Annotated in this window: 24 protein-coding genes, 1 tRNA gene and 1 pseudogene; 10 read left to right on the plus strand and 16 right to left on the minus strand. The window is 44.4% G+C overall.

Annotation, left to right across the window (positions count from 1 at the left end; genetic code table 11):
• Positions 1 to 213: 213 nt before the first annotated feature.
• The 5 genes from L0M13_RS11990 to L0M13_RS12010 all read right to left on the minus strand — a co-directional run bounded on the left by L0M13_RS11990 (position 214) and on the right by L0M13_RS12010 (position 8,788).
• Positions 214 to 1,293, minus strand: a complete 1,080-nt coding sequence (locus tag L0M13_RS11990; protein WP_235196716.1) for an SDR family oxidoreductase — start codon at positions 1,291 to 1,293, stop codon at positions 214 to 216.
• 106 nt (positions 1,294 to 1,399) lie between these two features.
• Positions 1,400 to 4,465 (minus strand): efflux RND transporter permease subunit, encoded by a 3,066-nt coding sequence (locus L0M13_RS11995; RefSeq protein WP_235196717.1) that lies wholly within the window; start codon positions 4,463 to 4,465, stop codon positions 1,400 to 1,402.
• A 118-nt stretch (positions 4,466 to 4,583) separates the two neighbouring features.
• On the minus strand, positions 4,584 to 6,152 hold the full coding sequence (locus tag L0M13_RS12000) for a peptide chain release factor 3 (protein WP_235196718.1): 1,569 nt from the start codon (positions 6,150 to 6,152) through the stop codon (positions 4,584 to 4,586).
• Between the two features lie 109 nt (positions 6,153 to 6,261).
• The gene (locus L0M13_RS12005) at positions 6,262 to 7,722 is read right to left on the minus strand and encodes a UDP-N-acetylmuramoyl-L-alanyl-D-glutamate--2,6-diaminopimelate ligase (protein WP_235196719.1); all 1,461 of its coding nucleotides are present in this window, start codon (positions 7,720 to 7,722) and stop codon (positions 6,262 to 6,264) included.
• A gap of 10 nt (positions 7,723 to 7,732) precedes the next feature.
• Positions 7,733 to 8,788, minus strand: coding sequence for a M42 family metallopeptidase (locus tag L0M13_RS12010; protein WP_235196720.1), 1,056 nt, complete (start codon positions 8,786 to 8,788; stop codon positions 7,733 to 7,735).
• 100 nt (positions 8,789 to 8,888) lie between these two features.
• On the opposite strand from L0M13_RS12010, the gene L0M13_RS12015 reads away from it, so the two are divergent.
• Together L0M13_RS12015 and L0M13_RS12020 are read left to right on the plus strand one after the other, a co-directional pair.
• Positions 8,889 to 9,794 carry a PAS domain S-box protein gene (locus tag L0M13_RS12015; RefSeq protein WP_235196721.1) on the plus strand — a complete coding sequence of 302 codons (906 nt, stop codon included), beginning with the start codon at positions 8,889 to 8,891 and terminating at the stop codon, positions 9,792 to 9,794.
• Positions 9,737 to 10,459, plus strand: coding sequence for an ATP-binding protein (locus L0M13_RS12020; RefSeq protein ID WP_235196722.1), 723 nt, complete (start codon positions 9,737 to 9,739; stop codon positions 10,457 to 10,459). Before L0M13_RS12015 ends, L0M13_RS12020 begins: the two co-directional genes overlap by 58 nt.
• A gap of 30 nt (positions 10,460 to 10,489) precedes the next feature.
• On the opposite strand, the gene L0M13_RS12025 is transcribed toward L0M13_RS12020, so the two are convergent.
• From L0M13_RS12025 to L0M13_RS12050, 6 genes are all read right to left on the minus strand, one after another.
• The gene (locus L0M13_RS12025) at positions 10,490 to 11,092 is read right to left on the minus strand and encodes a PepSY domain-containing protein (protein WP_235196723.1); all 603 of its coding nucleotides are present in this window, start codon (positions 11,090 to 11,092) and stop codon (positions 10,490 to 10,492) included.
• A gap of 103 nt (positions 11,093 to 11,195) precedes the next feature.
• Positions 11,196 to 11,888 (minus strand): PepSY domain-containing protein, encoded by a 693-nt coding sequence (locus tag L0M13_RS12030; protein ID WP_235196724.1) that lies wholly within the window; start codon positions 11,886 to 11,888, stop codon positions 11,196 to 11,198.
• On the minus strand, positions 11,885 to 13,258 hold the full coding sequence (locus L0M13_RS12035) for a sensor histidine kinase (protein ID WP_235196725.1): 1,374 nt from the start codon (positions 13,256 to 13,258) through the stop codon (positions 11,885 to 11,887). Before L0M13_RS12035 ends, L0M13_RS12030 begins: the two co-directional genes overlap by 4 nt.
• Positions 13,248 to 13,940 (minus strand): response regulator transcription factor, encoded by a 693-nt coding sequence (locus L0M13_RS12040; protein ID WP_235196726.1) that lies wholly within the window; start codon positions 13,938 to 13,940, stop codon positions 13,248 to 13,250. The genes L0M13_RS12035 and L0M13_RS12040 overlap by 11 nt, the downstream gene beginning before the upstream one ends.
• 62 nt (positions 13,941 to 14,002) lie before the next feature.
• A complete protein-coding gene (locus L0M13_RS12045; RefSeq protein ID WP_235196727.1) occupies positions 14,003 to 15,391 on the minus strand; it encodes an aldehyde dehydrogenase in 1,389 nt (462 codons plus the stop codon).
• Between the two features lie 65 nt (positions 15,392 to 15,456).
• Positions 15,457 to 16,383, minus strand: a complete 927-nt coding sequence (locus L0M13_RS12050; RefSeq protein ID WP_235196728.1) for a Gfo/Idh/MocA family protein — start codon at positions 16,381 to 16,383, stop codon at positions 15,457 to 15,459.
• Positions 16,384 to 16,504: 121 nt separating this feature from the next.
• On the opposite strand from L0M13_RS12050, the gene L0M13_RS12055 reads away from it, so the two are divergent.
• Positions 16,505 to 16,651: a hypothetical protein gene (locus L0M13_RS12055; protein WP_235196729.1), complete on the plus strand. Its 147-nt coding sequence runs from the start codon at positions 16,505 to 16,507 to the stop codon at positions 16,649 to 16,651.
• Positions 16,652 to 16,742: 91 nt separating this feature from the next.
• On the opposite strand, the gene L0M13_RS12060 is transcribed toward L0M13_RS12055, so the two are convergent.
• The gene (locus L0M13_RS12060) at positions 16,743 to 17,579 is read right to left on the minus strand and encodes a DNA-3-methyladenine glycosylase family protein (RefSeq protein WP_235196731.1); all 837 of its coding nucleotides are present in this window, start codon (positions 17,577 to 17,579) and stop codon (positions 16,743 to 16,745) included.
• Between the two features lie 96 nt (positions 17,580 to 17,675).
• On the opposite strand from L0M13_RS12060, the gene L0M13_RS12065 reads away from it, so the two are divergent.
• The 4 genes from L0M13_RS12065 (at position 17,676) to L0M13_RS12075 (ending at position 19,062) form a co-directional block, all read left to right on the plus strand.
• Positions 17,676 to 18,398 carry a thermonuclease family protein gene (locus L0M13_RS12065; protein WP_235196732.1) on the plus strand — a complete coding sequence of 241 codons (723 nt, stop codon included), beginning with the start codon at positions 17,676 to 17,678 and terminating at the stop codon, positions 18,396 to 18,398.
• A 15-nt stretch (positions 18,399 to 18,413) separates the two neighbouring features.
• A complete protein-coding gene (locus tag L0M13_RS12070) occupies positions 18,414 to 18,581 on the plus strand; it encodes a hypothetical protein (protein ID WP_235196734.1) in 168 nt (55 codons plus the stop codon).
• The gene (locus L0M13_RS18750) at positions 18,565 to 18,936 is read left to right on the plus strand and encodes a 2'-5' RNA ligase family protein (protein WP_397443540.1); all 372 of its coding nucleotides are present in this window, start codon (positions 18,565 to 18,567) and stop codon (positions 18,934 to 18,936) included. Before L0M13_RS12070 ends, L0M13_RS18750 begins: the two co-directional genes overlap by 17 nt.
• A 53-nt stretch (positions 18,937 to 18,989) precedes the next feature.
• Positions 18,990 to 19,062, plus strand: a tRNA-Val gene (locus L0M13_RS12075).
• An 89-nt stretch (positions 19,063 to 19,151) separates the two neighbouring features.
• On the opposite strand, the gene L0M13_RS12080 is transcribed toward L0M13_RS12075, so the two are convergent.
• From L0M13_RS12080 to L0M13_RS12095, 4 genes are all read right to left on the minus strand, one after another.
• Positions 19,152 to 21,185: a TRAP transporter permease gene (locus L0M13_RS12080; protein WP_397443484.1), complete on the minus strand. Its 2,034-nt coding sequence runs from the start codon at positions 21,183 to 21,185 to the stop codon at positions 19,152 to 19,154.
• A 23-nt stretch (positions 21,186 to 21,208) separates the two neighbouring features.
• Positions 21,209 to 21,700, minus strand: coding sequence for a DUF1850 domain-containing protein (locus L0M13_RS12085; protein WP_235196735.1), 492 nt, complete (start codon positions 21,698 to 21,700; stop codon positions 21,209 to 21,211).
• Positions 21,701 to 21,784: 84 nt separating this feature from the next.
• Entirely contained in the window at positions 21,785 to 22,774 is a 990-nt protein-coding gene (locus L0M13_RS12090; RefSeq protein ID WP_235196736.1) for a TAXI family TRAP transporter solute-binding subunit, read from the minus strand.
• A gap of 126 nt (positions 22,775 to 22,900) precedes the next feature.
• Positions 22,901 to 23,485 carry a phosphatidylglycerophosphatase A family protein gene (locus L0M13_RS12095; RefSeq protein ID WP_235196737.1) on the minus strand — a complete coding sequence of 195 codons (585 nt, stop codon included), beginning with the start codon at positions 23,483 to 23,485 and terminating at the stop codon, positions 22,901 to 22,903.
• Positions 23,486 to 23,583: 98 nt separating this feature from the next.
• Here L0M13_RS12095 and L0M13_RS12100 point away from each other — a divergent pair.
• The 3 genes and pseudogenes from L0M13_RS12100 to L0M13_RS12110 all read left to right on the plus strand — a co-directional run bounded on the left by L0M13_RS12100 (position 23,584) and on the right by L0M13_RS12110 (position 25,332).
• Positions 23,584 to 24,304: pseudogene (locus L0M13_RS12100) on the plus strand (alpha/beta hydrolase).
• Positions 24,305 to 24,381: 77 nt separating this feature from the next.
• Positions 24,382 to 24,900, plus strand: a complete 519-nt coding sequence (locus L0M13_RS12105; RefSeq protein ID WP_235196738.1) for a YjcG family protein — start codon at positions 24,382 to 24,384, stop codon at positions 24,898 to 24,900.
• Positions 24,901 to 25,332, plus strand: coding sequence for a GNAT family N-acetyltransferase (locus L0M13_RS12110; protein WP_235196739.1), 432 nt, complete (start codon positions 24,901 to 24,903; stop codon positions 25,330 to 25,332). It abuts the gene before it with no gap.
• The last annotated feature ends 5 nt before the right edge of the window (positions 25,333 to 25,337 follow it).

The following is a 25,337-nucleotide window of genomic DNA, read 5'->3' on the forward strand; positions in this document are numbered from 1 at the left end:
TCTCCTCCTAATTTTTGCCAGCAAAAAAGACCCCTGCCTAATAAAAGGCAAAGGTCTCGCTAAGCAATTAAAATCGCTATCATAACCGATGGTTACTAACCATGTATTGACGATTATGAAATAGGTTTCCCTAAAGCTACTCCCCCTTGACTGAAAGCCAAAGTGTATTGAGTTGTAATTTTATTATAGCATCTTTTGGAATGAAGTAAATATTTAACCTATTTTCACATGAAATTTTTTGTTAAATTTATGAAGTTCATAAAACTTGACCATCGTAGGGATTGTTTCTAAAAAATCGGCGCAATGGATTTCGGATCCTGCAAGGAGCTGTTGCGCATTCGCCGTATCAAAATGGGCGTTCCATGTTAAGTAATCCAAGGTTTCTGCTTCTACCCCTATAAACCGCTGCAAAGAAACGCTTTTCAATGAAAATGCCGCGACTGTATGAGGCAAACGCAGTTTTGGTGTCTTCCCTGTTTTTTCTTGAACCATTTTCCGGTAGACTTCTTCGACCGGATGCGGATTCGGATCCGTCAAATGGACGGTTTTCCCTTCCGCTTCATCGTGTTCACTTAAATAGACGGAGGCTTTCAATATATAATCGATCGGAACGACATTGATGAAAGCTGTTGATCTTCCGATATAAGGTATGAAAGGCAATTTTCTGAGCCGGTCAATCATGTTCAAAAAGAAATACGGACCGTCAAACTTAATGGTTTCACCCGTTTCAGAATTCCCTCGAACAATCCCTGGCCGGATAATGGTCACGGGACAGGTCTCTTTCAATTCTTCAACTAATAGTTCTGCTTCAAATTTCGTCTCTTCGTAGAAATTCTTGAAATTTTCCGGCCGGATCAATTCATCTTCATACAATGTCCCTTCTCTGTCTCCAGCTACATAAGCCGTGCTGAAATACATATAGCGCAATAGATGAGGCAGTTCCGATACAAATCGATTTACATTTCTCGTGCCTTCAACATTCACTTTCCAAGCGATTTCACGAGGGACAGCCAGGTCATAAATGGCTGCAAGATGCCAAAACACCACTTCTTTGTCTTTCAGATAGGCGGTATCTTCATCGTTCAACCCCAGCCCATCTTTGGTGATATCCCCTGCCATCAACCGAATGGGTCCACAATCAGTGAGCCGCTGAATTTCATCAGCCTCCCTTCTTGCTTTTTCCATTTCAGCCGCCAAGACGATTGCGGATACGCTATTTTCTTTTTTGATGACCGTGCGAATTAATTGGCTTGCAATAAACCCGGGAAAGCCTGTGAAAACGACTTCTTTCATGAACCCAACTCCTTCCTCCCCAAATACGCCTATCATTTGAAGTTGATTTTCATTCATTGTACTAAATATTCCAAATAAAAAATGCAAAAAAATAAAAAGCAGGGATTTAACCCTGCTTTTTATTCATCTTTCTAGTATTGCGATCGAATAAGCTATACACAATTGGAACAATGTATAAAGAAAGGAAAGTGGAACTGATCATTCCTCCGATAACGGTAATAGCCATTGGCTGATTGATTTCTGTCCCTTCGCCGATGCCAAGAGCAAGAGGGACCAAGCCTAAAATAGTCGTGAGTGCTGTCATCAGTATCGGACGCAGACGGTCTTTTACCGAAACAATAATCGCCTCATACGATTCCAGTCCCGCGGCTTTTCGCTGGTTAATATAATCAACCAACACGATGCCGTTATTGACAACAATACCGACCAGCACCAGCAATCCGATGACGGCCGTAATGCTGACTGGTGTTTGAGTGACGAAAAGAGCGATGGCTACTCCAATGAACATCAAAGGAACGGTAAACATGATCACAAGCGGATATTTGAAAGACTCGAACTGGGCAGCCATAACAATATAAACCAGGACGACTGCAAGAATGACAGCCAAGAGCATATCGTTTATAGCACTTTCAAATAATTCCCGATCACCGCCAAAAGTGATGACTGTATTTTCATCAAGATCTAATTCTTCAATCACTTTATCCACTTTATCAGACATATCACCTAAGCTGATATCCGACTTATACTGCATTGTTATCGAAACACTTTCAGCTTGGTCGACGCGCTGAATGCTCACGGGACCTTGCTCGATGCTAATGTCGGCAAGTTCCTGCAATTCAATGAACTGCCCCGCCGGTGTACGCAATTTCAGTGTGCGCAATTTCTCCACACTGTTTTTGTATTCATCATCAAATTTTACAAATACGCTATATACTTCGTCATTTTCAGCAAGAATTTGAGAAGCTTGCACACCACGTGTCGTGTTATTGACTGTTTGGGCAATCTGGACAGGTGCGAGCCCATATTCTGTTGCCGCTTCTTTATTGATCACCATTTGAAGTTCATCGATCGTTTCTTCCCGATCGCTGGTCAGTTCGGTGACATCCGGAAGCTCGCGAATTTCTTCGCTCAGACGGCTTATGGCTTCATCTAACCGGGCTTTGTCTGTATCAGTAACTGTGAAAGTTAAACTATTCGGAGTCGATCCTGCAGCTGTCTGCAAGTTAAAACTGACTTCGGCTTGTTCTCCAATTGTATCAAGCACCCGAGGCTGAACCTCATCAACAAAATCGAACACCGACCGATCCCGTTCATCCAAAGGAATCATTTTCACGTAAATTTCGGCCGTATTCGTTGCCGAGGTCCCTTGGGACTGGCCTTGTTGAGTTGTACCGATCAAACTGACATAAACATCGATATCCTCTTCTTTTTTCAGTTCTTCTTCTATTTGATTGACGACCTCATCCGTAGCTGAACGAGAAGCACCATTTTCCAGCTCAACGGACACACTGACAAATCCTTCATCAGTAGCTGGGAGGAATTCTGTGCCCACTTGCAGGATGCCTAAAGTTCCAACACCTAAAAGCACCAGCGCAGCTAAAATGACAGCTAACCGATGTGCCAAGGCCCATTTAATGGACCGCTCAAATTTTTTCAATCCTTTCGAACGCCGTTTTCTGGCCTCCATATTCCCTTTTGGCTTGCTTAACATACGGGATGCAAGCATAGGGATAACGGTCAAAGCCACTGCCAAACTGGCAAAAAGACTGAACGAAATCGTCAAGGCAAATTCGGTGAAGATTTCACCGATCAAGCCCGTAATAAAGATTACCGGTACAAATACGGCGATGGTCGTTAAAGTCGAGGCGATGATAGCTGTTGAAACTTCTTTGGCGCCATCAGAAGCAGCTTGCCGTGAAGTTTTGCCCATCGCCAAATGGCGCTCAATATTCTCGATAACGACAATTGCATTATCGACCAACATCCCTATCCCTAGAGCCAGGGCTCCAAGCGTCATGATATTCAAAGCGAAATCCGAGAAATACATCAAGACAAACGTCACAATTACGGAATAAGGAATCGCTACACCGATAATAATCGGACTCTTTATGCCGCGCAGGAAAAAGAACAAGACGAGCATGGCGAAAATACCGCCATAAATTAAAGTTTGCCCAATATTGCCGACCGCTAATTGAACATAATCACCTTGGTCAAATAAAATATCCGCTTCTACTCCGGCAAATCTTTCTTCTTCAAGAAGTTCGTTCAGCCTGTCTTGAAATGCACTCGAAACGTCGGCTGTATTCGCGCCGGATTCCTGAAGTGCCGATAACAGGACAGCAGGTTCTTCATTTGCCCGGGTTTCTGAAGTTCTTTCCCGTTCACCAAGCGTCACTTCCGCCACATCGCCGATGGTCACGTTTTCTCCATCTAACGGATTGACTGTAATTACGAGATTCTGGATATCTTCAACACTTGTTAAGGTGCTGACAATCCGTGTTGTTAAATTCCGCCCATCTTCCGTTTCTATCGCTTCCCCAGGCAAGGAAATATTATTCGCTTGGATCAGCTGAACAATATCCGATTGCTGCAGGCCTTTTTCTTCCAAAGTTTCCGGATTTAATGCAACATTGATTTCTTCAATCAATGAACCGGAAATATTAACATTGGCAACTCCGTCTGTCTGCAGTAATTCCGTTTCCAGCTCTTCCGCTAAAATCCGTACGTCTTCACCAGATTCGGTTGCGCGCAAGGACAATTGAAGAACTGGAAATTGTGCAGGGTCAAACTTCAAAAACCTTGGCGGGTTTGAGTCATCCGGAACCGGTGTTAAATCGATTCGCTGCGTAATATCCGCTTGCACATCATCCATATCCGTGGACCAGTCAAATTCCAGCAAGATGAAGTTCGAACCTTCTTGGGATGAACTTTGAATCGACTTAATCCCTGGCAAGGTGGATAAATTCGCCTCTAAGGGCCTTGTTACTTTTTCACTTACTTCAGTGGGGCTGGCCCCAGGATAATTTGTAACTACCACTCCGATTGGAGGGTTTAATTCCGGTATCAAAGTAACGGGAATCTTAAAAAAAGATACCGCGCCCAGAATGATGACCAATAGCATGATGACAATGGTAAAAACAGGTCTCTTAATTGAAAAATCGCTTAATCTCATCTATTCAAAATCCTCTCTCATTCTCATTCTTTTATCATAAGAAAAATCACTAGGAACCGCAAATTTAAATGTTTCTTTTCTGATAATATTACAAAGAAAAAGCCTGCATTAGCAGGCTTTATAATAAGCTGTAAAGTTTGATTTCAGGATTTTTGTCCTGGAACCAACGTGTTGCAAATTCATTTTCAAATAAGAAGACTAAATTGTCATGGCGATCTTTCACTAACATCGACCGGCTGCTAGACATCGATTCTTTTACATCCGCTTCGTTTTCGATCCAACGGGCAATTTTATTGCCGACGGGCTCCATACGGACATCCACATTGTATTCATTTTTCATGCGGTGTTCGAACACTTCAAATTGCAGCTGCCCGACAGCTCCGAGAATGACTTCTTCAAGATGAAGGGTTTTGTAATACTGGATAGCGCCTTCTTGAACCAATTGCAAAATCCCTTTATGGAAATGCTTTTGTTTCATGACGTTTTTCGCCGTTACTTTCATGAACAATTCTGGCGTGAACTGCGGCAAACTTTCAAATTCGAATTTTTTTCCGCTCGTAATTGTATCGCCGATTTGGTAGTTGCCGACATCATGCAAACCGATAATGTCTCCCGCCACAGCTTCTGTTACGGTTTCGCGGTCATCCGCCAAGAATTGAGTTGTTTGCGCCAGTTTAAAGGATTTCCCGGTTCTTGCAAGCGTCACATTCATGCCTCGTTCAAATTTCCCTGAGACAATCCGTACAAACGCAATGCGATCACGGTGAGCCGGATTCATATTCGCTTGAATTTTAAAGACAAAACCAGAGAATGGATTTTCTACTGGGCTGATTTCTTCTTTCTCTTGCGTTTCGCGCGCTTGCGGCGGCGGAGCAAACTGAAGATACGTTTCCAAGAAGGTTTCCACTCCAAAATTCCCTAAAGCGGAACCGAAAAAGACTGGCGTCAATTCGCCTTTTTTCACGCGTTCAATTGAAAAGTCATTGCCTGCTTCATCCAGCAATTCAATGTCTTCCATCGCTTGCGTGTAATAAGACGTTTTTGTCATCTCATGTTCTTCAGCTAATTGGCCATTTTCATCCAATGCTAAAAAGCGGTTGCCTTGTGAACGGAATGGCTCAATCCGCTTGTTGAAGCGATCGTAAATTCCAAGGAATTCTTTCCCCATGCCGATTGGCCAGTTCATCGCATACGACTGGATACCGAGCACTTCTTCCAATTCTTCCATAAGTTCAAGCGGTTCTTTTCCTTGGCGGTCCATTTTATTGATGAATGTGAAGATCGGAATCCCGCGCATTTTGCAGACTTTGAATAATTTCACTGTCTGTGCTTCGATCCCTTTCGCTACATCAATAATCATGACCGCACTGTCCACTGCCATCAGCGTACGGTAAGTGTCTTCACTGAAATCTTGGTGTCCAGGTGTATCCAGGATATTGACACGATGTCCATCATAATCGAATTGCATCACAGAAGAAGTTACGGAGATTCCGCGCTGCTTCTCGATCTCCATCCAGTCGGAAGTCGCAAATTTCCCTGACTTCTTCCCTTTTACTGTTCCAGCATCGCGAATTGCGCCGCCAAATAAGAGCAATTTCTCCGTTAACGTCGTTTTCCCGGCATCCGGGTGAGAGATGATTGCAAAAGTTCTTCTATTTAATATTTCATTTTTTAATTGGTCTGACATCATATACGCTCCTTTAATTCTACTCTATTCATATTAGAGAAGCGACGGGAAAAAGACAAGGAAATTTCACCGCCGCTCCAGAAAAAAAGAAGCCAAGTATGGCTTCTTTTTAACTAAATTTCTTTAAGGCTTCTTTTACGGCAATTTCTTTATCGCTATGCGGATACTTTGTCGATCCGATAATTTGGTAATCTTCATGGCCTTTGCCTGCCAAAATAATGATATCGCCTGGTTCTGATTCGGCAATTGCATGTTTAACCGCTTCTGCTCGGTCGCCTATGCAAGCGAATTCTTCATGTTTCATCCCCGCTTTTAAATCGTTTAAAATGCTGTCATCTTCCTCAAATCGAGGATCGTCGGTTGTGAGGACAACATACTCAGCAGCAGAAGCTTTTTCTGCCATGATCGGCCGCTTCGTCTTATCGCGGTTGCCGCCGGTTCCTACAAGGAAAATAACCCGATTCGTTTTAAAATCTTTTACCGCATCAATCGCTTTTTCAATCGCATCCGGTGTATGGGCATAATCGATGAAGATGGAAATCGGTGCATCCAGTTCTACTTTTTGCATCCGTCCTTCGACCGGTTGGATTCGCGATAATGCTGCAATGACTTCTTCCAACGGATAATTTTCAGCAGCTAATGCCGTGATGGCCGCAAGTGCATTCGAAACATTGAAATGGCCAAGCAATTTCATCGATACATTGAATTCACCTTGTGGGCTTGTCAACGTAAAACGCGTCCCTTGATGGTCCATTTCGATCTCACTTGCTTTGAACTGGGCTGGCTGCTCGATGCCATATGTATACACCGGATGTGCCGTCATCTCTGCATATTTTTCCGACCATGGATCGTCGGCGTTCAATACCGCCTGCTTTTTCTCTTGCAGATTTTGTCCCAGCTGAGAGAAAAGCAAGCCTTTCGCATGGCCGTATTCTTGCATCGTGCCGTGGAAATCCAAATGGTCGTGTGTCAGGTTCGTGAAAATGGCTGTATTGAATTCCACTCCCGCAAGTCTCCCTAGCACCAACCCGTGTGAAGATACTTCCATCGTCATATGGGAACACCCGGCTTCTTTTGCCTGGGATATCATTGCTTGTGTGGTCAATGCATCGCTTGTCGTATTTGCTGATTGGTGAAGTTCGCCATTCAAATTAAAGCCGATTGTCCCGGTTAAGGCAGAACTTTCATTCAGTTCCATCAACATGGCATGAATCATTCCAGCTACACTTGTTTTCCCGTTTGTGCCGGTAACGCCAATCATTTGAAGGGATTTGGACGGGTAGCCGTAGAATTTTGCAGATAGCAATCCCAGCGCCCGGTCCGTATCTTCTACAATTATGACAGAAGCCCCTTCGACGTCTATTGGCTTTTCAGCTACAAAAAGAACTGCACCTTGTGCAGCTGCTTGCGCAGCAAAATCATGGCCGTCTACCGTATAGCCTTTGATGCAGACAAATAATGAACCGTTTCTCACTTCCCGGGAATCCATTGCTAAATGTTCAATCGTTTCCGGTAGCGTGCCGATGATTTTTGTATAAGGCATGCTTGTGAGCAATTCTTGTGTTTTCATGATCTTCCTCCTACTCTGTAACCATCGGTGAAAATACGTATGCATGCAGCAAGGCTGCTGCCGCTTTCAACGAATCAATATGGGTCCGTTCATAAGAATGGGAAGCTTCTATTCCCGGACCGAATAAAGCGTGCTTAATATCATGGCCGGCACCGATTGCTGCAGAAGCATCCGATCCATAATACGGGTATATATCAACTTTATAATCAATGTGATTGTCTTTGGCCAAAGCGATTAAATGGCGTGTTAAACCGTAATGGTAGGGGCCGCTCGAATCTTTGGCACAAATAGATACCGTATATTCATCTGAAGCCTGCCCGTCTCCGATCGCTCCCATGTCTACTGCAATATATTCGACTGTTTCAGGTGTGATATTGGAATTGCCGCCATAGCCGATTTCTTCATTATTCGATATGTAAAAATGGGTTGTATACGGCAATTGCTCTTCCGTATCTTTTAAGTGCTTCACTAATTGAAGCAATAATGCCGTACTTGCCTTATCATCCAAATGGCGCGATTTAACGAAACCGGATGCTGTTTCGGTGTAGCGCGGGTGGAAAGAAACAAAATCGCCGACTTCAATGCCCAGATTCCGGACATCTTCTGCAGAAAATGCTTTCTCATCCAACCGGACTTCCATATTGTTTTCATCGCGGTCTGCGGTTCCCGCATCTTTGTATACATGCACCGTCGTTTGATGCATCAAAATGGTGCCTGAAACAACGGAACCATCCGCTTTATGGATAAGGCAGTTCTCCCCTTCGATTGCGTTGAACCGGAATCCACCGACTAATGAAAGCTTCAATCGGCCACTTGGTTTAATGTCTTTGACCATAGCTCCTAGCGTATCGACATGGGCTGTCAATAACCGGTGGCGGGTGTCGTCTTTTCCTCGCACTGTTGCGATAATGCTGCCTTTATTCGTCGCGGTGTATTCAATATTCCATAGATCAAATCTTTTTTTCACCGATTTCATCACTTCCATCGTGTAGCCCGATGGACTTGGAATTTCAACTAGCTCCTTTAAAACACTGAGCGTTTCCTGTTTATTCCATTCATATGCCATAATAAACGCCTCCTGTCTATTAATCATATCAAAATCAACCATGTTCTGACAGGGGATTATATAGTAATATTGAGACTAATCCCATAGACTGAGGTGTAGCATGGAACCTTTATCATCCAATATTAAGAGAAATCAGCTCTTTATTTATTTATACGGCTGCGCCGCCGTCCTGCATCTTTTAGGCAGATGGCTGTTCACTCCGGAAACCGGATTTGCATCGCCAATTTTTGGTCTGCTTACCTTCGGCATATTATGGATGCTGCATACCCTTCAATTGAACGTTCGGCTTATCCAAATCCTGATACTTGCATGCATGAATTTCTACGTCTTCATGTTGAATTTCGAATCGCTGTCAGCCGTTACAATTATCTTTTTTGTCATTCCAGTCATTGCTTCTGCTTTGTATTACGATACTTTTCCAAATATCATTCTCGGACTTATCACGTTTGCTGAGATTCTGCTTTTAGCATTTGTTTTCGATGAATTGGCAGGACGGGCATCCATCGCTTATATTCACGTATCCCTGTTCACTTTTGTCGCAAGCGTCCTGATCTTGACTACCATCCACTCGATTTATTTCAGCCGGATTTGGTCTCAGCTGGAGCAAAAGAACAAAACGATGGAACAAGCCTTGATTTCAAAAGAAGGCTATCTTCAACTATTCTTTGAAACTGCGAAAGACGCCATTGCCGTCTACGATTCGGACAATAGGATCATCGCCATCAATCCGGCTTTTGAAAAATTATATGGTTGGACTTCCGAAGAATGCATCGGGGAACCGCTTAGATTATATCCACTTGAAAATGCCGAGCTTGCCGAAATCCGTACCCGCCATGTCCAAGAAGGCGGAAGCTATTCGCTGCTTGAAACGGAAGATATCAAAAAAGACGGCACCGCTTTCACGCTCAAATCACACTGTCCCCCATTATTGACCAAAGCGGCAATGTGGTGGCGACATCCGTCATTTCGCGTGACATCTCTTACCAAAAAGAAGCGGAAAAATTAATTGTCCAATCTGAAAAGTTAAAGCTTGCCGGTGAAATTGCGGCAGGCGTCGCCCATGAAATCCGTAATCCGATGACCGTAATTTCCGGCTTTGTCCAAATGATGCAAAGCGACGCAGATTATCCCTATAAAGAATATACGAAGTTGATCCGTTCTGAACTGGATCGCATCAATTTGATCATCAGTGAGTTTTTAGTGTTGGCAAAACCGCAAGCCTCTTCTTTTAAAAAGATCAGTTTACGGAAAATTCTAGACGACACAATCGCTTTATTCGGACCCGAGCTCAATTTGCACGGCATCCTTTTTGATTATTGCTGGGAATTGGATGACTTCATCATTGAAGGCGAAGAGCACCGCATTAAGCAGGTCCTTATCAATTTGATGAAAAATGCGATTGAAGCAAGTCAGGATCCTGGGGAAATTTCGTTGATTGTGGAACTGCGGGATGAGAATTCGGTTGCTGTCCTATTACAAGACCACGGCAAAGGCATCTCTAAAGAAGAACTTGGCCAGATTTTCGAACCTTTCTATACAACAAAAGAAACCGGGACAGGCCTCGGATTAATCGTTTCCCAAAAAATCATCCAAGAACATGGCGGCACACTGAAGATTGAAAGCGAACCGGGCTGCGGCACTTTAGCAACCATCGTCTTGCCTATAAACTAAAAAAAGGAGCCGAGGGCTCCTTTTTTTGATTTAATCTCTATCGTCATCGTCATTATCAGTTTCATGTTCTAAAATGCTGCCGTCTGTTGCATTGACATAGATTTCATGATCGGTTCTGCCATCTTCAATTTCGACTTCATAATAAGCTACACCATCTTCACGGTCCAACTCGACTTTTTCGACAGTTCCTTTTGCCACTGCTTGTGCCGCTTTAATGGCTTCGTCTGAACTGATCAAGTTTTCATCAGCTGCAGCTGCATCTCCATGATCGTCAAAATCATCGTCGTCCCGGTCTTCTCTTTCTTTTTTCTGTTCCATCACTTCACCGGTTACCGCATCAAATTTCAAATCGTAGTCGTAACCATCATACCAAACGTCCACTTCGTAATGAGGCGTTCTCGCATTTTGATCCAGTTCAATGTCGGTAATCGTCCCATTGGCAATCCCCAAAGCTTTTGAAGAGACTTCATCAAAAGATAAGAAATTCTCTTGTGCGTTGTTGCCTGTTCCATTTTCTGTCTGATTTGTCGTTGAGTTCGCTGCTGGCGTCTCCGAATTTTGCGTGTTCGCCAAGACAACTCCTCCAAATGCCAAGACGCCAACTGTTACGGGAATGTAGATTAATTTTTTCATGTTCTTTTCTCCTCCTCATTTGTTCTATCTTTACTATAGCCCCCGCTTCTGAGAAGACTGTGAGAGCAAAATGAGAATTTGATGAGAACATCATGAAATTACGTTAATCTTCCCATTCAACTGTTAAGGTCTCGCCTCGGACAGCATGAACCCGAATGGTCGCTTCTTGATCAGTACGGTCATTTTCGATTTCAATCAAATAAAATCCACCGTCTTCCGTCTCCGTGAACTCCAGCTCCTGAACTTCCCCGTCCAAGGTTTTTTTGGCAATTGCAATTGCTTCCGCTTCGGTGATTACCCGATTAGCCGGCTCTGCTTCATTTTGTTGAATCGGTTCTTTTTGGATGTCAATGACCGTTCCACCAATCGCATCAACAAGAATTATGGCTTTTTCCTGTTTATTTTTTACAACCACTTCGTATTGATTTTGTGTTTTAGAGAAACTCGATTGCATAATTTCCCCGTCCACTTCCTTTAAAGCCAATTCGCTCGCTTCACTTTCAGTGATAACAGGATTTGCATCAGCGGCTTTTTCCAACAAAGCCAACGATTCAATGCGCCCAGTTGATCGGTCGACTTGCGCAGAATACTTTCCGTTATCCCGGTTGAAAATAATGGTGTAGCCGTCTTTTGCACGTTCTGTGCGCTCGACTTCTCCACCGTACAACTCAATTACAGCAGCACTTGCTTCCGTTTCAGTGACCGGATTGTCATCAGAACCAAAAATCAGCACAAAACCGAAGACAAGCAATCCAAGCAAAATGGTGGCACCGGCCATCATCAGTTTTTTACTCATGACCATCCCTCCTGCTTAGATTGTACTGCCCCAACATTAAAATCGGATGAGAAAATGATGGAAATCGTCGTACCAAGATCTTCAACACTTTCAATTTCCAATCTTACGCCCATGCTATCAGCAAGTTGTTTGGCAAGCGACAAGCCTAGACCAAATCCACCCGTTTCCCGACTTCTCGCTTTATCCACCCGATAAAACCGATCAAATACATAGGGAATCGATTCTTTCGGAATTCCGATTCCATAATCACGGATTTGCAGCATCGGGATTTCTCCATTTCTGACGATTAATTCAATCCGGTCCGAACTGTATTTTCTCGCATTGTCCAAAAGGATGTACATCAATTGCTTGATTTTGGCGAGATCGGTTATCACCATTACATGATTCTCTGTTGACACGAGCTGAAAATCCCGATTATAGGAAGTCGACATCGCAGTGGCAGTCTGCTTGGCCAAAACGACCAGATCGACAGATTCCATCTCCAATTGGGTTTCGCTTCGCCTTGCAATGTGAAGCAATTGTTCAATCAAAGCTTTCATCCGGTCCGTCTCAGTCCGGATGGCTAAAAGCCCTTCTACTGCAAGCTTTGGATCATCCATTCCTTGGCGCTGCAATAATTTCGCATAACTGCCAATCACCGTTAACGGCGTTTTTAATTCGTGGGAGGCATTGGATACGAATTCTTCCTGTTTCGTATAGTTTTCCTCGAGCAATTCCATCATGCTATTGAAGGTGCTGCCCATCTGTCCAATTTCATCTTTCGATGACTCGGTGATAGGCAATTTTTCAAACTGTCCGCTCTTTTGGATCCGCGTCATCGTCGTTGTCAGATCCGTGATAGGTTTCGTCACCACTTTCCCCAATACAACACTGGAGACGAAAATCGGAATCATCGCGAGCAGACTTACCGTAATGAGGACGAGCCCCAAGGTACGCGCATTATTGACCACTTCTTCTAAAGACTGCGCCACAACCAATTCCGCAATTTCTCCGTCCGTCCAAATGATCGGTGCAGTGACATAGGCAAACAAATCCCCTTCCACTTTTACCGTTCCCGAACTTTCCGGCAACTCTTCAGGAAATTCATTTGTGATATCCGGGTCCTGAATAGCTGGAATCAGCTCGCCCCCTTCTCTTTTCGCTTGAATCAAGCCATTTGGCGGAACATACCCCCTTAAAATGTCACTCGGGTCAGCTGTATCGCTTGTATTAAATGTCGACACCAACGCATCGACATCCGCTTGAAGCTGGCTGACTTCAGTCGAATAAGCGAGTCGGCTGAACGAGAAATAAATGATGGTCATCAACACGATCAAGATGAGCAGCATCATCAGCGTCGACCAAATATTGATTTTTGTTTTAAGCTTCATTCGCATGCTCCTTCAGGACATACCCGACTCCCCGCACAGTCTGGATATAAGTCGTCTCTTCGCCTGCGTCTATTTTCTTTCGAAGGTAGCGGATGTAGACATCAATGACATTGGTATCACCGAAATAATCATAACCCCAAACTGCATTCAATACTTGCTCCCGGCTAAGCACTTGCTGAGGATTTTGCATCAAATACAATAGTAGGTCGAATTCGCGCGGCGTCAATTCAATCGTCCGCGCATTTCTTGTTACTTCTCTTGTCGCGGTATTTAACTCGAGATCATGGAATACATGGAGATCCGTGTTTTTCTTGCCCGTCGAAAGCCTTAAACAGGCACGGATTCTGGCAAGCAATTCCTCAATTTCAAAAGGCTTTGTTACATAATCATTTGCCCCCAGATCCAATCCCGCAACTTTGTCTTTCACATCGTCTTTTGCTGTCAGCAAAATGACCGGGATTTCACTTCCAGCGGAACGGATCCGCTTTAGCACATCCAATCCATGAATTTCCGGAAGCATCAAATCCAGCAAAACTAAATCCCATTCCTGTTCCCTGAATCGGATCAGCCCTTCAGCTCCAGTCAGTGCCACACCGGTTTTATATCCTTCATATGTAAGCTCGAGTTCTAGAACGCGAGCAATGCTTTTTTCATCTTCGACGATCAATATCCGTTCGTCCATCCATCTCACCTCTTTGCTCCATCATAGCAGGATTAAAATGAAAAAAGCGACCAAATGGTCGCTTATTTCATTAAGGTTTTCACAAATTTCACTTTTTGCTTATACGGCGGATAAAGCACATTCGTCGAAAGTTTCGTCGACTTTTTCAAAATCGATTTGGCATGTGTGAATGTTTCGAAACTGTGTTTGCCGTGATAGGAATTTACCCCGGATGTTCCAATGCCTCCAAATGGAAGATACGAACTGCCGACATGGGAAACCGTATCATTGATGCAGCCTCCGCCAAACGGGAGTTCATCAAGGAAAAACTCGATTGCGCGTTCACTTTCCGAGAAAAGATAAGCCGATAAAGGCTTTGGCAATTTACGGATTTGGCGAAGCAATGCCGGAAGATCATTGTACGTGATGACCGGCAAAATCGGCCCGAATATCTCATCTTCCATAGAAGGGCTATCCCAGTGGATGTTGTCGAGAATAACCGGCTCCATATAAAGGTCGTCGCGGTCTCTTTGGCCGCCGTAGACAATTTGTTCTTGCTCTTGGTCAATGATCGCAGAGAGGCGGTCAAAATGCTGCGCGCTGACAATCCGACCGTAATCGGGGCTTGTTTGTGCGTCTTTGCCGTAGAAGTTCCGGATGGTCTTTTTTAATTTTTCCATAAATTCTTCTTTAACGGATTCATGTACACAAATATAATCAGGCGCTACACAAGTTTGCCCCGTATTCATCAGCTTGCCCCAAGCAATGCGTTTGGCAGCTAAATCCAAATTGGCTGTCTGATCTACGATAGCCGGACTTTTTCCACCGAGTTCCAATGTAATCGGAGTTAACCGTTCTGAAGCGGCTTTCATAATGACTTTCCCGACGTTGACGCTGCCGGTAAAGAAAATGTAATCGAAACTCGCGTGGATCAAGGCCGTCACTTCTTCTCTTTCACCTTCTACCACTCGGATATAATAAGGCGGAAAGACATCTTCGATAATCGTTTTAATCACGGTGGCAACATTCGGCGTGGTCTCTGATGGCTTGACGATTGCACAGTTTCCGCCGATCATTGCACCGATCAAAGGCTCCATGATCAATTGGAACGGATAATTGAACGGCCCGATGATCAAGACCGATCCGTAAGGCTCACGCATTACAAAACTTTTGGCCGGCTGCAGGTAGATCGGTGTTTTTACCGGTTCGGGCTCCATCCATTCATCCAAGTTTTTCGTCATATTGGTGATGCTGTCTAGGACAAAGCCCACTTCTGTTGAATAGGCTTCAAATTCACTTTTCCCTAAGTCTTTTCTTAAAGCTTCCAGCACTTCAGGTTCGTATTTTTTGATCGATTGTTTCAATTGGGCCAATTGGGCTTTGCGGAATTCCGCCGGTTTTGTAGCTCCTGTATAATAATAAGCGCGTTGAGATTCAATCATCTGTTCCACGTCGTGTGCCGTAAAATTCATTTCATTCTCCCCTTCGTCTCAAAAGTCTCACCTTAAACTCTTTACCCTTTACACTGAGCCCTAAATCACTCGGATCCAAGAAGCTGGTCGATATGCCGCTGAATTGTCAGCCCTTCTTCAAATGGAACAAGAAAAGTCGACTGCTCCCGCATCGAATCAAACAAGCTCGGTAATAATGGGAAATCAGCGAGGCGCTTTCGTTCCTCGTACTTTTCTGATAAATAAAGCTCTGACCAATTTTGGAGTGTTAATACGCCTTTTTCTCCGTACACTTTGAATTCCAGCAATTCTTTTTGCCCCGTGCCGCTGATGCCTGTAAGCAATAGCGGGATTGCTCCAGCGGAATGGCCATGCGCGATAATACCCGTCTCACATAGTTCTTGGTGTTCCGGATACGTAATTTGGTGGGACTTGATTGTCAGGCCGCCGAATATCCGATTGATCAATTGCAAATAATGGGGGAATACTTCCCGCACAAATCCACCTTGGCTTCTTGAAGCAATCCAAGGATTTTGCTGCCACGGACGCGGCCAATCCGGAAAGAAGGTCTGCAATTCAATGCGGACAATTTTGCCGATGCTTTTATTGCGGATTCGTCTGACCATTTCGTGGACAGCCGGTGAATACATGAGCGGAAAATGCATTGCTGTATGGATCCGGTTCTGATTGGCTGCAAGCGCCATCTGTTCTCCAGCTGCCGCGTTGTGCGCCAGCGGCTTTTCGCATAAAATATTTACGCCAGTGCGCGCTGCCTTTATGGCAATTTCTGCGTGGAATGCCGGCGGTGTCCCGATGTACAGCCAATCGATGTCCGCATGCAGCAGCGCTTCCAAAGACTCGTAGACAGGAATCTTGTATTCTTTTTCCAAAGCAGCCAATCTGTCTGGCTGCTCATCGTAAAGTCCGCGAATTTCAATGCCTGTCTCCTGCAGCATTTGCTTGATGATCCGTTCGCCTACGATTCCAGCTCCCACAATGCCGATTGTTATCATCTAACCCCTCTTTTCCAAAGGCCCTTTGGCTTAATTTTTGACTACCTGTTTAATAGTGTAACCTTTTGGGGTATAGAATAGTCAAACAATAAAGACAGAAAATTCAAAGGAGGAATTGATCATGGAAAAACAAGCAAACTGGTGGGAACCTATTTTTTCTGGAGAACTTGAAGTGGGATTGAACAAAGATAAGTTGGCGGATCTTGAACAGGAGTCCTTTTTGTACTTCGCCCCAACGTCCTCAATCGACATGGAGAACCACGCTTAATTGGCAGCATCAATTATCGTACTTTGCCGCATTCGTACATAGAAACGCCTTTTCGATTACTAATGGAAAAGGCGTTTTAATCTGCATATTTTTATTCGATGCTTCGCCATAAATACAAAGCGGCATACGATAAATAAGGCTCCCAGTCCGGAAAATGTAAAGCGATTTCTTCTTTTTCCGGCTTTTCGCTTCGTTGCCATTCGATTTTCAAGGCATTTTGAAGTCCGATATCCGCTAAAGGAAATAGATTTGGACGCCCTAAACCGAACATGAGAAAACTTTGCGCCGTCCAAGGGCCAATGCCTCTATAAGCGATCAGTTCAGAAGTAATCTCTTCATCTGTCCGGTTTTCCATTTCATCAAGCCTCAAAGTGCCGGCTGCAATCGCTTTGGATAAGCCGATGACATATTCCGCTTTTCTTGTACTAAACTGCAGCTCTCTTAAGTCTCCGGGTTCAAGCTTCGCTATTTTCTCGGCGCTTGGATAAAACCAGACCCCTTCCTTTTCTTCTCCGAAATTCTGGACAAACCGGCTTGTCAATGTATGGGCAAAAGAAAGGTTCAATTGCTGATGGATGATGCTTTTCATTAAAGAACCATATAAAGAAAATTCACGCACTAACGGCGTCCCTTGATGTTCGTGAAAAAGCTGGGCAAGATTCGTCTTCTGGTAATGCTCATATACAGGTTCCAGTGAACGGTCAAAATGAAAAATATGTTTGATTTCTCGGAGTTGATCCGGTTTCGTCCCTACAATTTCAAAGCTGGGTTGATGAGTTGAACCCGTCGCTCTTACTTTCACAATATTCCCTTCCGGCATCGGCAGCCTGACCGCTTTTTCTGATAGATCGATTGCATGAAGCGGGTCTAGTGATAAGCGCTCGAGCGTCCGATCAAAATCGTAAGTGAATGGCAAAGTGATTTCCATAGAAACCCTCCTTTTTTCTAAACGTAGCCGAACGTATTTTCGATTGCAAGCCGGACCTATTCAAAATATAATGAAAAAATGGAAGCAGGGATTTAAATGAAAAAATTAATCGGAATGATTTTATTGTCGCTTCTATTGGGCGCTTGCACTTTTCCGGACTCTGAAGAAGAAAGCAGCTCTTCTTCAGCCCTTATCCCCGTGGATGTCGTTTCTGTTATCGATGGCGATACGATAAAAATCGATTTTGAAGGAAAAACACAGACAGTGCGTTATTTGCTTGTCGATACACCGGAAACCAATCATCCGACAATCGGCAAACAGCCGCTCGGTGCAGAAGCCACTGCCGAAAACAAACGCATCATCGATTCCGGAGATGTTTCGATTGAATTTGATGAAGGCGGCCGTTACGATGATTACGACCGGCTCCTCGCGTATATTTATGTGGACGGAGAAAGTGTCCAGGAACAGATGCTTGCATCCGGATTGGCACGTGTCGCTTATATCTATCCGCCAAACACCCGCTACGTCGAAGAGTTCAAGGAAGTGGAAGAACAAGCCAAAGATAAAGGGATCGGTATTTGGGAATATGACCATTATGCAACCGACCGCGGATTTAACGCATCGGCTTACGGATCGACTGCACCGTCTTCTAGCCAATCCTACGATAAAAAATGCACGATTAAAGGGAATATAAGCCGCAGCGGCAGCAAGATCTACCATATGCCCGGCCAAAGCTCTTATGAACAGACCAATCCAGAAGAATGGTTCTGCACAGAACAAGAAGCACAAGATGCCGGTTTTAGAAGCACCGGGAGCTGACTTAGGAGGATATTTATGCAAGCTATTGTTTTAAGGTTCGATTATCAATCATCCGGCGTCATTGAAAATCTGCAAAATCAAGCCAAAACGGTAAGCATCAACCCAAACCAGATTTTCCCCGCCGCATATTACACTGCAAACCTATACACAAGCGCATCCGCTGGAACTGAAAAAAGCGATTGAATCGTGGGCAGGATCTTTTCAGCAGCTGCCGCTTTCCTTCGATTCGCTTGGCTTTTTCAAACAGCAAGGCAGTTTCTTCCTGGCTGCGGTTTTCACAAAAAGCTTGGCCGAATTGCACCGGGCAGTGGACCTGTCCACTCGCGAATTCTCCGGCCAAAACCATTACTATTTGCCGGATCACTGGGTGCCGCATGCGACTGTCATCAATAATATCGCCCCGCCTTTTTGGGGACCTTTATTTGCCCGGCTCAGCTTAGAATTTGAGCCCTTTCAAGGGAAGGGCATTGCACTCGAATGCTGGTCCATTCGGCAGGAAAAAGCCCAAACCGAATGGTGCATCTTTCTAAACGAATAAAGTATTGACTTTTATCCGGGGCGCGATATAATTATATTTGTCCTGGAAATTGAGATTCCTTAGCTCAGCTGGGAGAGCGCTACCTTGACAGGGTAGAGGTCGCTGGTTCGAGCCCAGTAGGAATCATTGGGTGCCAAACCCCGCAGCAGGCTTTAGGAACAGAGCCTGCTACAAAAAATCCGGCTGAAAGCGAATGCTTCCAGCCGGATTTTCTTTTATGCTTCAGAAGTTCTTACTTCTTTCTTTTCGCGCCCAAGCCATTGGATGACGAATAGGACGATGAATACGACTGCCCCGATTGCATCTGAATAACCTTCCGGATAAATCAATGCCAGCCCGGTAGCTACTGCAAGAATGCGTTCAAACCAATACAATTTCCGGTACCAGAATCCGATCAATCCGGCTCCGATCGCTAACATCCCTGCAATCGCCGTGATTAAGACGATGATTAATTGAGGGACCGTAGTATCGATCATCAGCAAAGCTGGATTCAATACAAACATGTACGGGATAATAAACGCGGCGGCCGCGAGTTTTGCGGCTATAAACCCGGTCTTGATCGGTTCGCCTCCGGAGATCCCAGAAGCCGCAAAGGCTGCAAGTGCAACCGGCGGTGTGATATCGGCGATGATGCCGAAATAGAATACGAACAAATGCGCAGACAAGGCAATCACTAATGGCACTGCCGCTCCTGCCGGTTCACCGATCATCAGCAAAGTGATGATCGCCGGTGCCGCAATGGTAGATGTAATAACGTAGTTTGCCGTAGTCGGCGAACCCATTCCTAGGACAATTGCTGCAAGCATTGTAAAGAAGAGCGTTAAGAGGATATTTCCGCCTGAAGCAGAAACAAGTCCGTTCGCTAAGCTCAAGCCAAGACCGGTCTTTACAACCACCCCAACAATAATACCAGCAGCTGCAGTCGCCGCTGCTACTGCTAACGCAGTTCTCGCCCCATCCACAAGCGCATGGACCATGTCTTTAAATCCTAAGCGAGTTTCTTTGTCAAAAGTACTTACAAAAATTGTCAAAACGATGCCATAAAGAGCAGCATGCATCGTCGGAACTCCAATTAAGAGGAAAACGATAATTGCAACAATTGGCAAAAGCAGATAAATTTTCTTCAAGACTTCTTTGCGGTTCGGCATTTCTTCTTTCGTTAGCCCTTTTAAGCCGATTCGCTTCGCTTCGAAGTGGGTCATGATCCAAACACCGGTAAAGTAAAGAAGTGCCGGAATGGCAGCTGCTTTTGCAATCTCCCAATACGTAACACCACCGATAAATTCAACCATCAAGAAGGCAGCAGCTCCCATGATCGGCGGCATCAATTGCCCGCCTGTCGAAGCAGCCGCTTCAACGCCTCCTGCAAATTCTTTCTTGTAGCCTAATTTCTTCATCATCGGAATCGTATAAGACCCCGAAGTTACAACGTTCGCTACAGAACTCCCCGAAATTGTTCCTTGGAGAGCACTAGAGAAAATCGCCACTTTAGCAGGGCCACCAGTCAAATGGCCGGCAAGTGAAACAGCGAGGTCATTGAAATATTGCCCTACTCCCGTTTTCACCAGGAAAGCCCCAAATAATAGGAAGACAAAGATAAAGGTAGCGGAAACACTGATTGGTGTACCGAGTATCCCATCAGTCGTATAGAACATCAACTGGATGACAGAATCTAAATCCTGTCCTCTATGTTTTAAAAAGCCCGGGAAATAAGGGCCGAAAAAGGCATAGGCCAAGAAAGCCGAAGCAATGACCGTGATTGGCAACCCTACTGCGCGGCGAGTTGCTTCAAGCGTCAGCAAAATCGCCAGAATTCCTACAATAAGATCCAATTCCGTTACACGTCCGAGCCGGAATACTAAATCATCATACATGATGGGCCAGTATAAACCGACACCGATCGCGAGTAATGCCAGAACATAATCGTAAATGGCGACTTTATGTTTTATGCCTTTACGCTTTACTGCCGGAAATAGCAGGAATATAAGCGACAATGCAAATCCTAAGTGGATGGAACGCTGTATATAAGCTGTATATTGACCGAAAATCGCGGTATAAAGCTGGAAAATGGAGAATGCTAACAAGCCAAAAAACACAATATGTTTCATGATTCCTGCTAAATCACGTGTATTGGATTCCGGATCGTATTTTTGCAAAATCTCTTTTTGTTTTTCTTCCGAAATGTAATGTTCATCTTCTGGCGGGAGTTTCATTGTTTCCCGTTCTTCCGGCGTACGTTTATCGCTCATTTAGACTCACTCCTTCTAGTTGCTCAAATAATGAAACGCGCTGGATTTTGATGGTATAGGATTTCCCCCTGCTCCAGCGTCTTCTTTAAATCGTATTGATGCCCATCTGCCAAGAAAAACAGATGAGCGTCAACGTCACCGACAAACAGCCGAAAATCGTCAACTTCCCTTTTCATATTCGTGATTAGGTATTTTCCATCTTTTTCGACAAAGGTCTCTCCTTCTCCTGCATTGGAAGGCATGCCGATGTTAAAATCTTCATATTCCAATTCCACCATCCGGATTCTATTGTCCGGCAATATTTTATAGCCTTCCAACACTTCAGAAAGATGGATGGAATGCGTATAGTTGATTTGAAAAGCATCATTTTCCGCTTTAATGAAAGCTGTCAATGTGCCTTCCCGATTATCGATAAAAACGATTCTTTTTTCTATTGGAATAAAAATGATCGCAGCGAGGATAAGAATGAGGGCTAGCACCGAAAGAAGAATCCACTGATTTGTCTTTTTAGGCATCTTAGTTCTCCTCTTCTAAATTTGAATCTCTACAAAAATAACGACGATAAAGCTTTCGCTTTATCGCCTATTATTTTGGACCGCTTATTGATTTGCTTCATCAAAGTATTTTTGTGCACCTGGGTGGACATCGATTCCGATACCATCAAGCGCCGTTTCCGGTTTGATGAATGCCGCTTTAGCATGCTGAATCTGATCCGTGTTTTCATAAATCGCTTTTGTCATGTCGTATACGAGATCTTCGGAAAGATCATTTTGTACGACTAGCATTGCAAGCACCGACACTGTCGGTACATCTTCAGTCAAACCATAAGTACCGGATGGCACTGTATCCGTTGCATAGTAAGGGTATTTTTCAATTAATTCCGCAGCTTTATCTTCTGCTACTGGTACAATCACTACATCCGAAGTTGCGCTTAAGCTTTCAACTGCTCCTGTCGGTGTCCCGGCAGTAATAAATGCCGCATCGATTTGGCCAGCTTGCAGACTTTCTTGGGATTCGCCGAAGTCAAGATTCTGTGCTTCGATGTCTTCCATTGTCATGCCGTGGATTTCAAGCAATTGCTCTGCGTTGATATAAGTACCTGAACCAGGCGCTCCAACAGAAATGCTCTTGCCTGCTAAATCATCAAAAGAAGTAATGCCGGAATTTGCAGTCGTTACCAATTGAATCGTTTCCGGATAAAGTGCTCCGATCGCTGAAACTGTATCGATGACTTCTCCTTCGAACATATTCGATCCTTCAGCTGCATAAAAAGCTGTGTCGGTTTGGACAAATGCGATTTGTGCATCTCCGTCCGCAAGCGCTGTCATATTGGCGGCAGATGCTTGGGAAACCTCAGCTGTTGTATCAATTCCTGTTTCATTTTCAATAATTGTAGCCATTGCTCCGCCAAGCGGATAGTACGTTCCTGTCGTCCCACCTGTTAAGATGCTTAGGAATTCCGGATCTGCTGAACCGCCAGAACCGCCGCCGTCTCCACTGTCGCTAGCCGTGTCATCTCCACAACCTGCAAGGAACACAGATCCTGCAAGTGCTACAGCTGCAAATAGACCAAATTTCTTTTTCAACATAAAATGACCTCCCCTTTGTTTGAATGTTTCTATATTTCCAATTCTATCATAACATGACTTTGTATCTAGGAGTCAAACTGATTTTTGAGAATAAAGAAACTAAGGGCAGCGTTCAGTCAATTCACATTAAATTTCCGCGCCGTCTACATGTGTTTCCGGCGCTGTATCTTCCGGACTCAAATCTTCAAATGTTTTGCCTTGCTCTTCCAAATCCCGAGTGCGATGGGCGATACGGGCCGAAGCACAAGCCGCGACGCTCGCGACCAAATCATCGAGAAACGTATGTACTGCTCCCCCGACTTTCGTATCCAATTTGCGGATGATGCCTACTTTGTTTTTATCGAGATGCCCAAAAGTGGTAACGGCAATGCTGCCATAAGTCAGAACTGCGCCTAAGCCGATCATTTCATCGACTCCGAAAAGCCCTTCGTCCGCTCCGACGATTTGCTGCAATGGAGCTGAAAGTTTCCCTTGTTCTGCGAGCTCATCCAATTCAATGCCGACCAGCAAGGCATGCTGTATTTCCCGTTTGCGAAGTACGCTTTCCACTGATTCTATGCAATGGGCAATCGTTAGACCTTCGTTATAAGGCAATTGCATTTCCAAAACGATTTTCGCGATCTCCTCTACTTCTACTCCGCGTCGAGCCAGAGCTTCATGAGTCGCTTTTGTCACTTCTTCTGAATGTACTCGGAATTTCCCACCATCCATACTAAAAATCCCCTTTCCAATTTAGCGTTCTTACTAATTATACCTTGTACCATGAATATGTTACAATTTTCGTACAGAATAGTATAGGAGGCTCATCTATGAACAGAGGCACAGTGGAAGATTTAACGATTTACAGTGAGGCGTTGCAAGAGGATATGCAATTATTGGTTTACCTGCCCCATAATTATTCGCCTTTATATAAATATACATTAGTCATCGCATCTGACGGCAAAGACTATTTCCAATTAGGCCGTGCACCGCGTAGCTGATGAATTATTAGAGAATAAGGAAATCGAAAATATTATTTTTGTCGGCATTCCTTATAAGAGTGTGAAGGAACGCAGCATGAAATACGAACCGACCGGCGAACAGCACGGAGCTTACCTTCGTTTCTTAGCCCATGAACTCGTTCCTTTCCTTGACGAAAAGTATCCGACTTACCAAGTGGGCATGGGCAGAGCTTTAATCGGCGATTCACTTGCAGCTACGGTTTCATTGAGTGCCGCTTTAACCTACCCGAACATCTTTGGCCGCGTCATTCTCCAATCGCCAAAAGTCGGCGATGAGTTATTGGAGAAAGTAACGAATTTTAAATCCGCTCATCCTTTCACGGTTTACCATGTGATTGGAACTGGTGAGACAGCCGTAAAACTAAGCAATGGCGGGACTGCTGACTTTCTTGAGCCTAATCGGGCTTTGAACAAATTACTGCAAGATAAAGGATTTTCCGTTTTCTATGAAGAATTCGATGGAGATCATACTTGGAAACACTGGCAGCCCGATTTAAAACGGGCACTTATACAAAATTTCGGTGTTTGACCGGCCATTCACAATTTTCAAGTTTCTTTTGGTATAATAAATTAAGAAATAGGAATTACTGACGAGGAGGTCATTTTATGAAATACGGAATTGTCGCTTTCCCATCCAAAAAACTTCAAGATTTAGCAAACTCATACCGCATGCGGTACGATCCGCATTATGAGCAGATCACGCCCCATATGACGCTCAAGGACGCTTTTGAAGCGGATGATGCTGAGATTAAAGATATTTCAGAAGAACTTACGAAAATCGCAAAACGCCATAAGCCGTTTAACATCCATGCGACACGGGTCAGCAGCTTTGCACCGTTGACGAATACGCTTTATTTCAGAATTGAAGACAATCCCGAAATTGCTGCTTTGCATGAAGACCTTCATTCCGACTTTTTCGGTGGTGCGCCACGCTTTTCCTTTGTGCCGCACATCACAATCGCCCAAAAAATGTCCGATTCCGAGCATGCGGATATCTTTGGCCAATTGAAAATGGTCGGCATCAACCATGAAGAAGTCATTGATCGTATCCACCTTCTTTATCAACTGGAAGACGGATCGTGGACGGTTTATGACACATTCCGTTTAACAGGAGATGAGCAATAATTGCAGAAAGCTAAAATCGCCGAAACCCCTTTAGAAAAAGAACACGCTTTTGATATCAGAAGAAAAGTATTTGTGGAAGAACAAGGCGTACCCGTACATCTTGAGTTGGACGAGTATGATGATACAGCGGTCCATTTTATCGGCTATGAATTGGAACAACCGATTGCAGCAGGACGCATCCGGGAAACGGAAATGGGCGTTGGAAAAATTGAACGCGTTTGCGTTCTTCCGGAATATCGTGGTTTGCATGTCGGAGTATTAATGATGAATGAAATGGAGGAATACGCGCGAAAAACCGGGCTTCTGACTTTAAAGCTCAATGCCCAGTCATACGCCATTCCATTTTATGAAAAATTGAACTACACCGTAACTTCACCCGAATTCCTGGACGCCGGGATTCCCCATCGTGCCATGGAAAAAAACGTTATGTAAAAACA

Source organism: Planococcus sp. 107-1 (genome assembly GCF_021513255.1).
Classification (GTDB): domain Bacteria; phylum Bacillota; class Bacilli; order Bacillales_A; family Planococcaceae; genus Planococcus.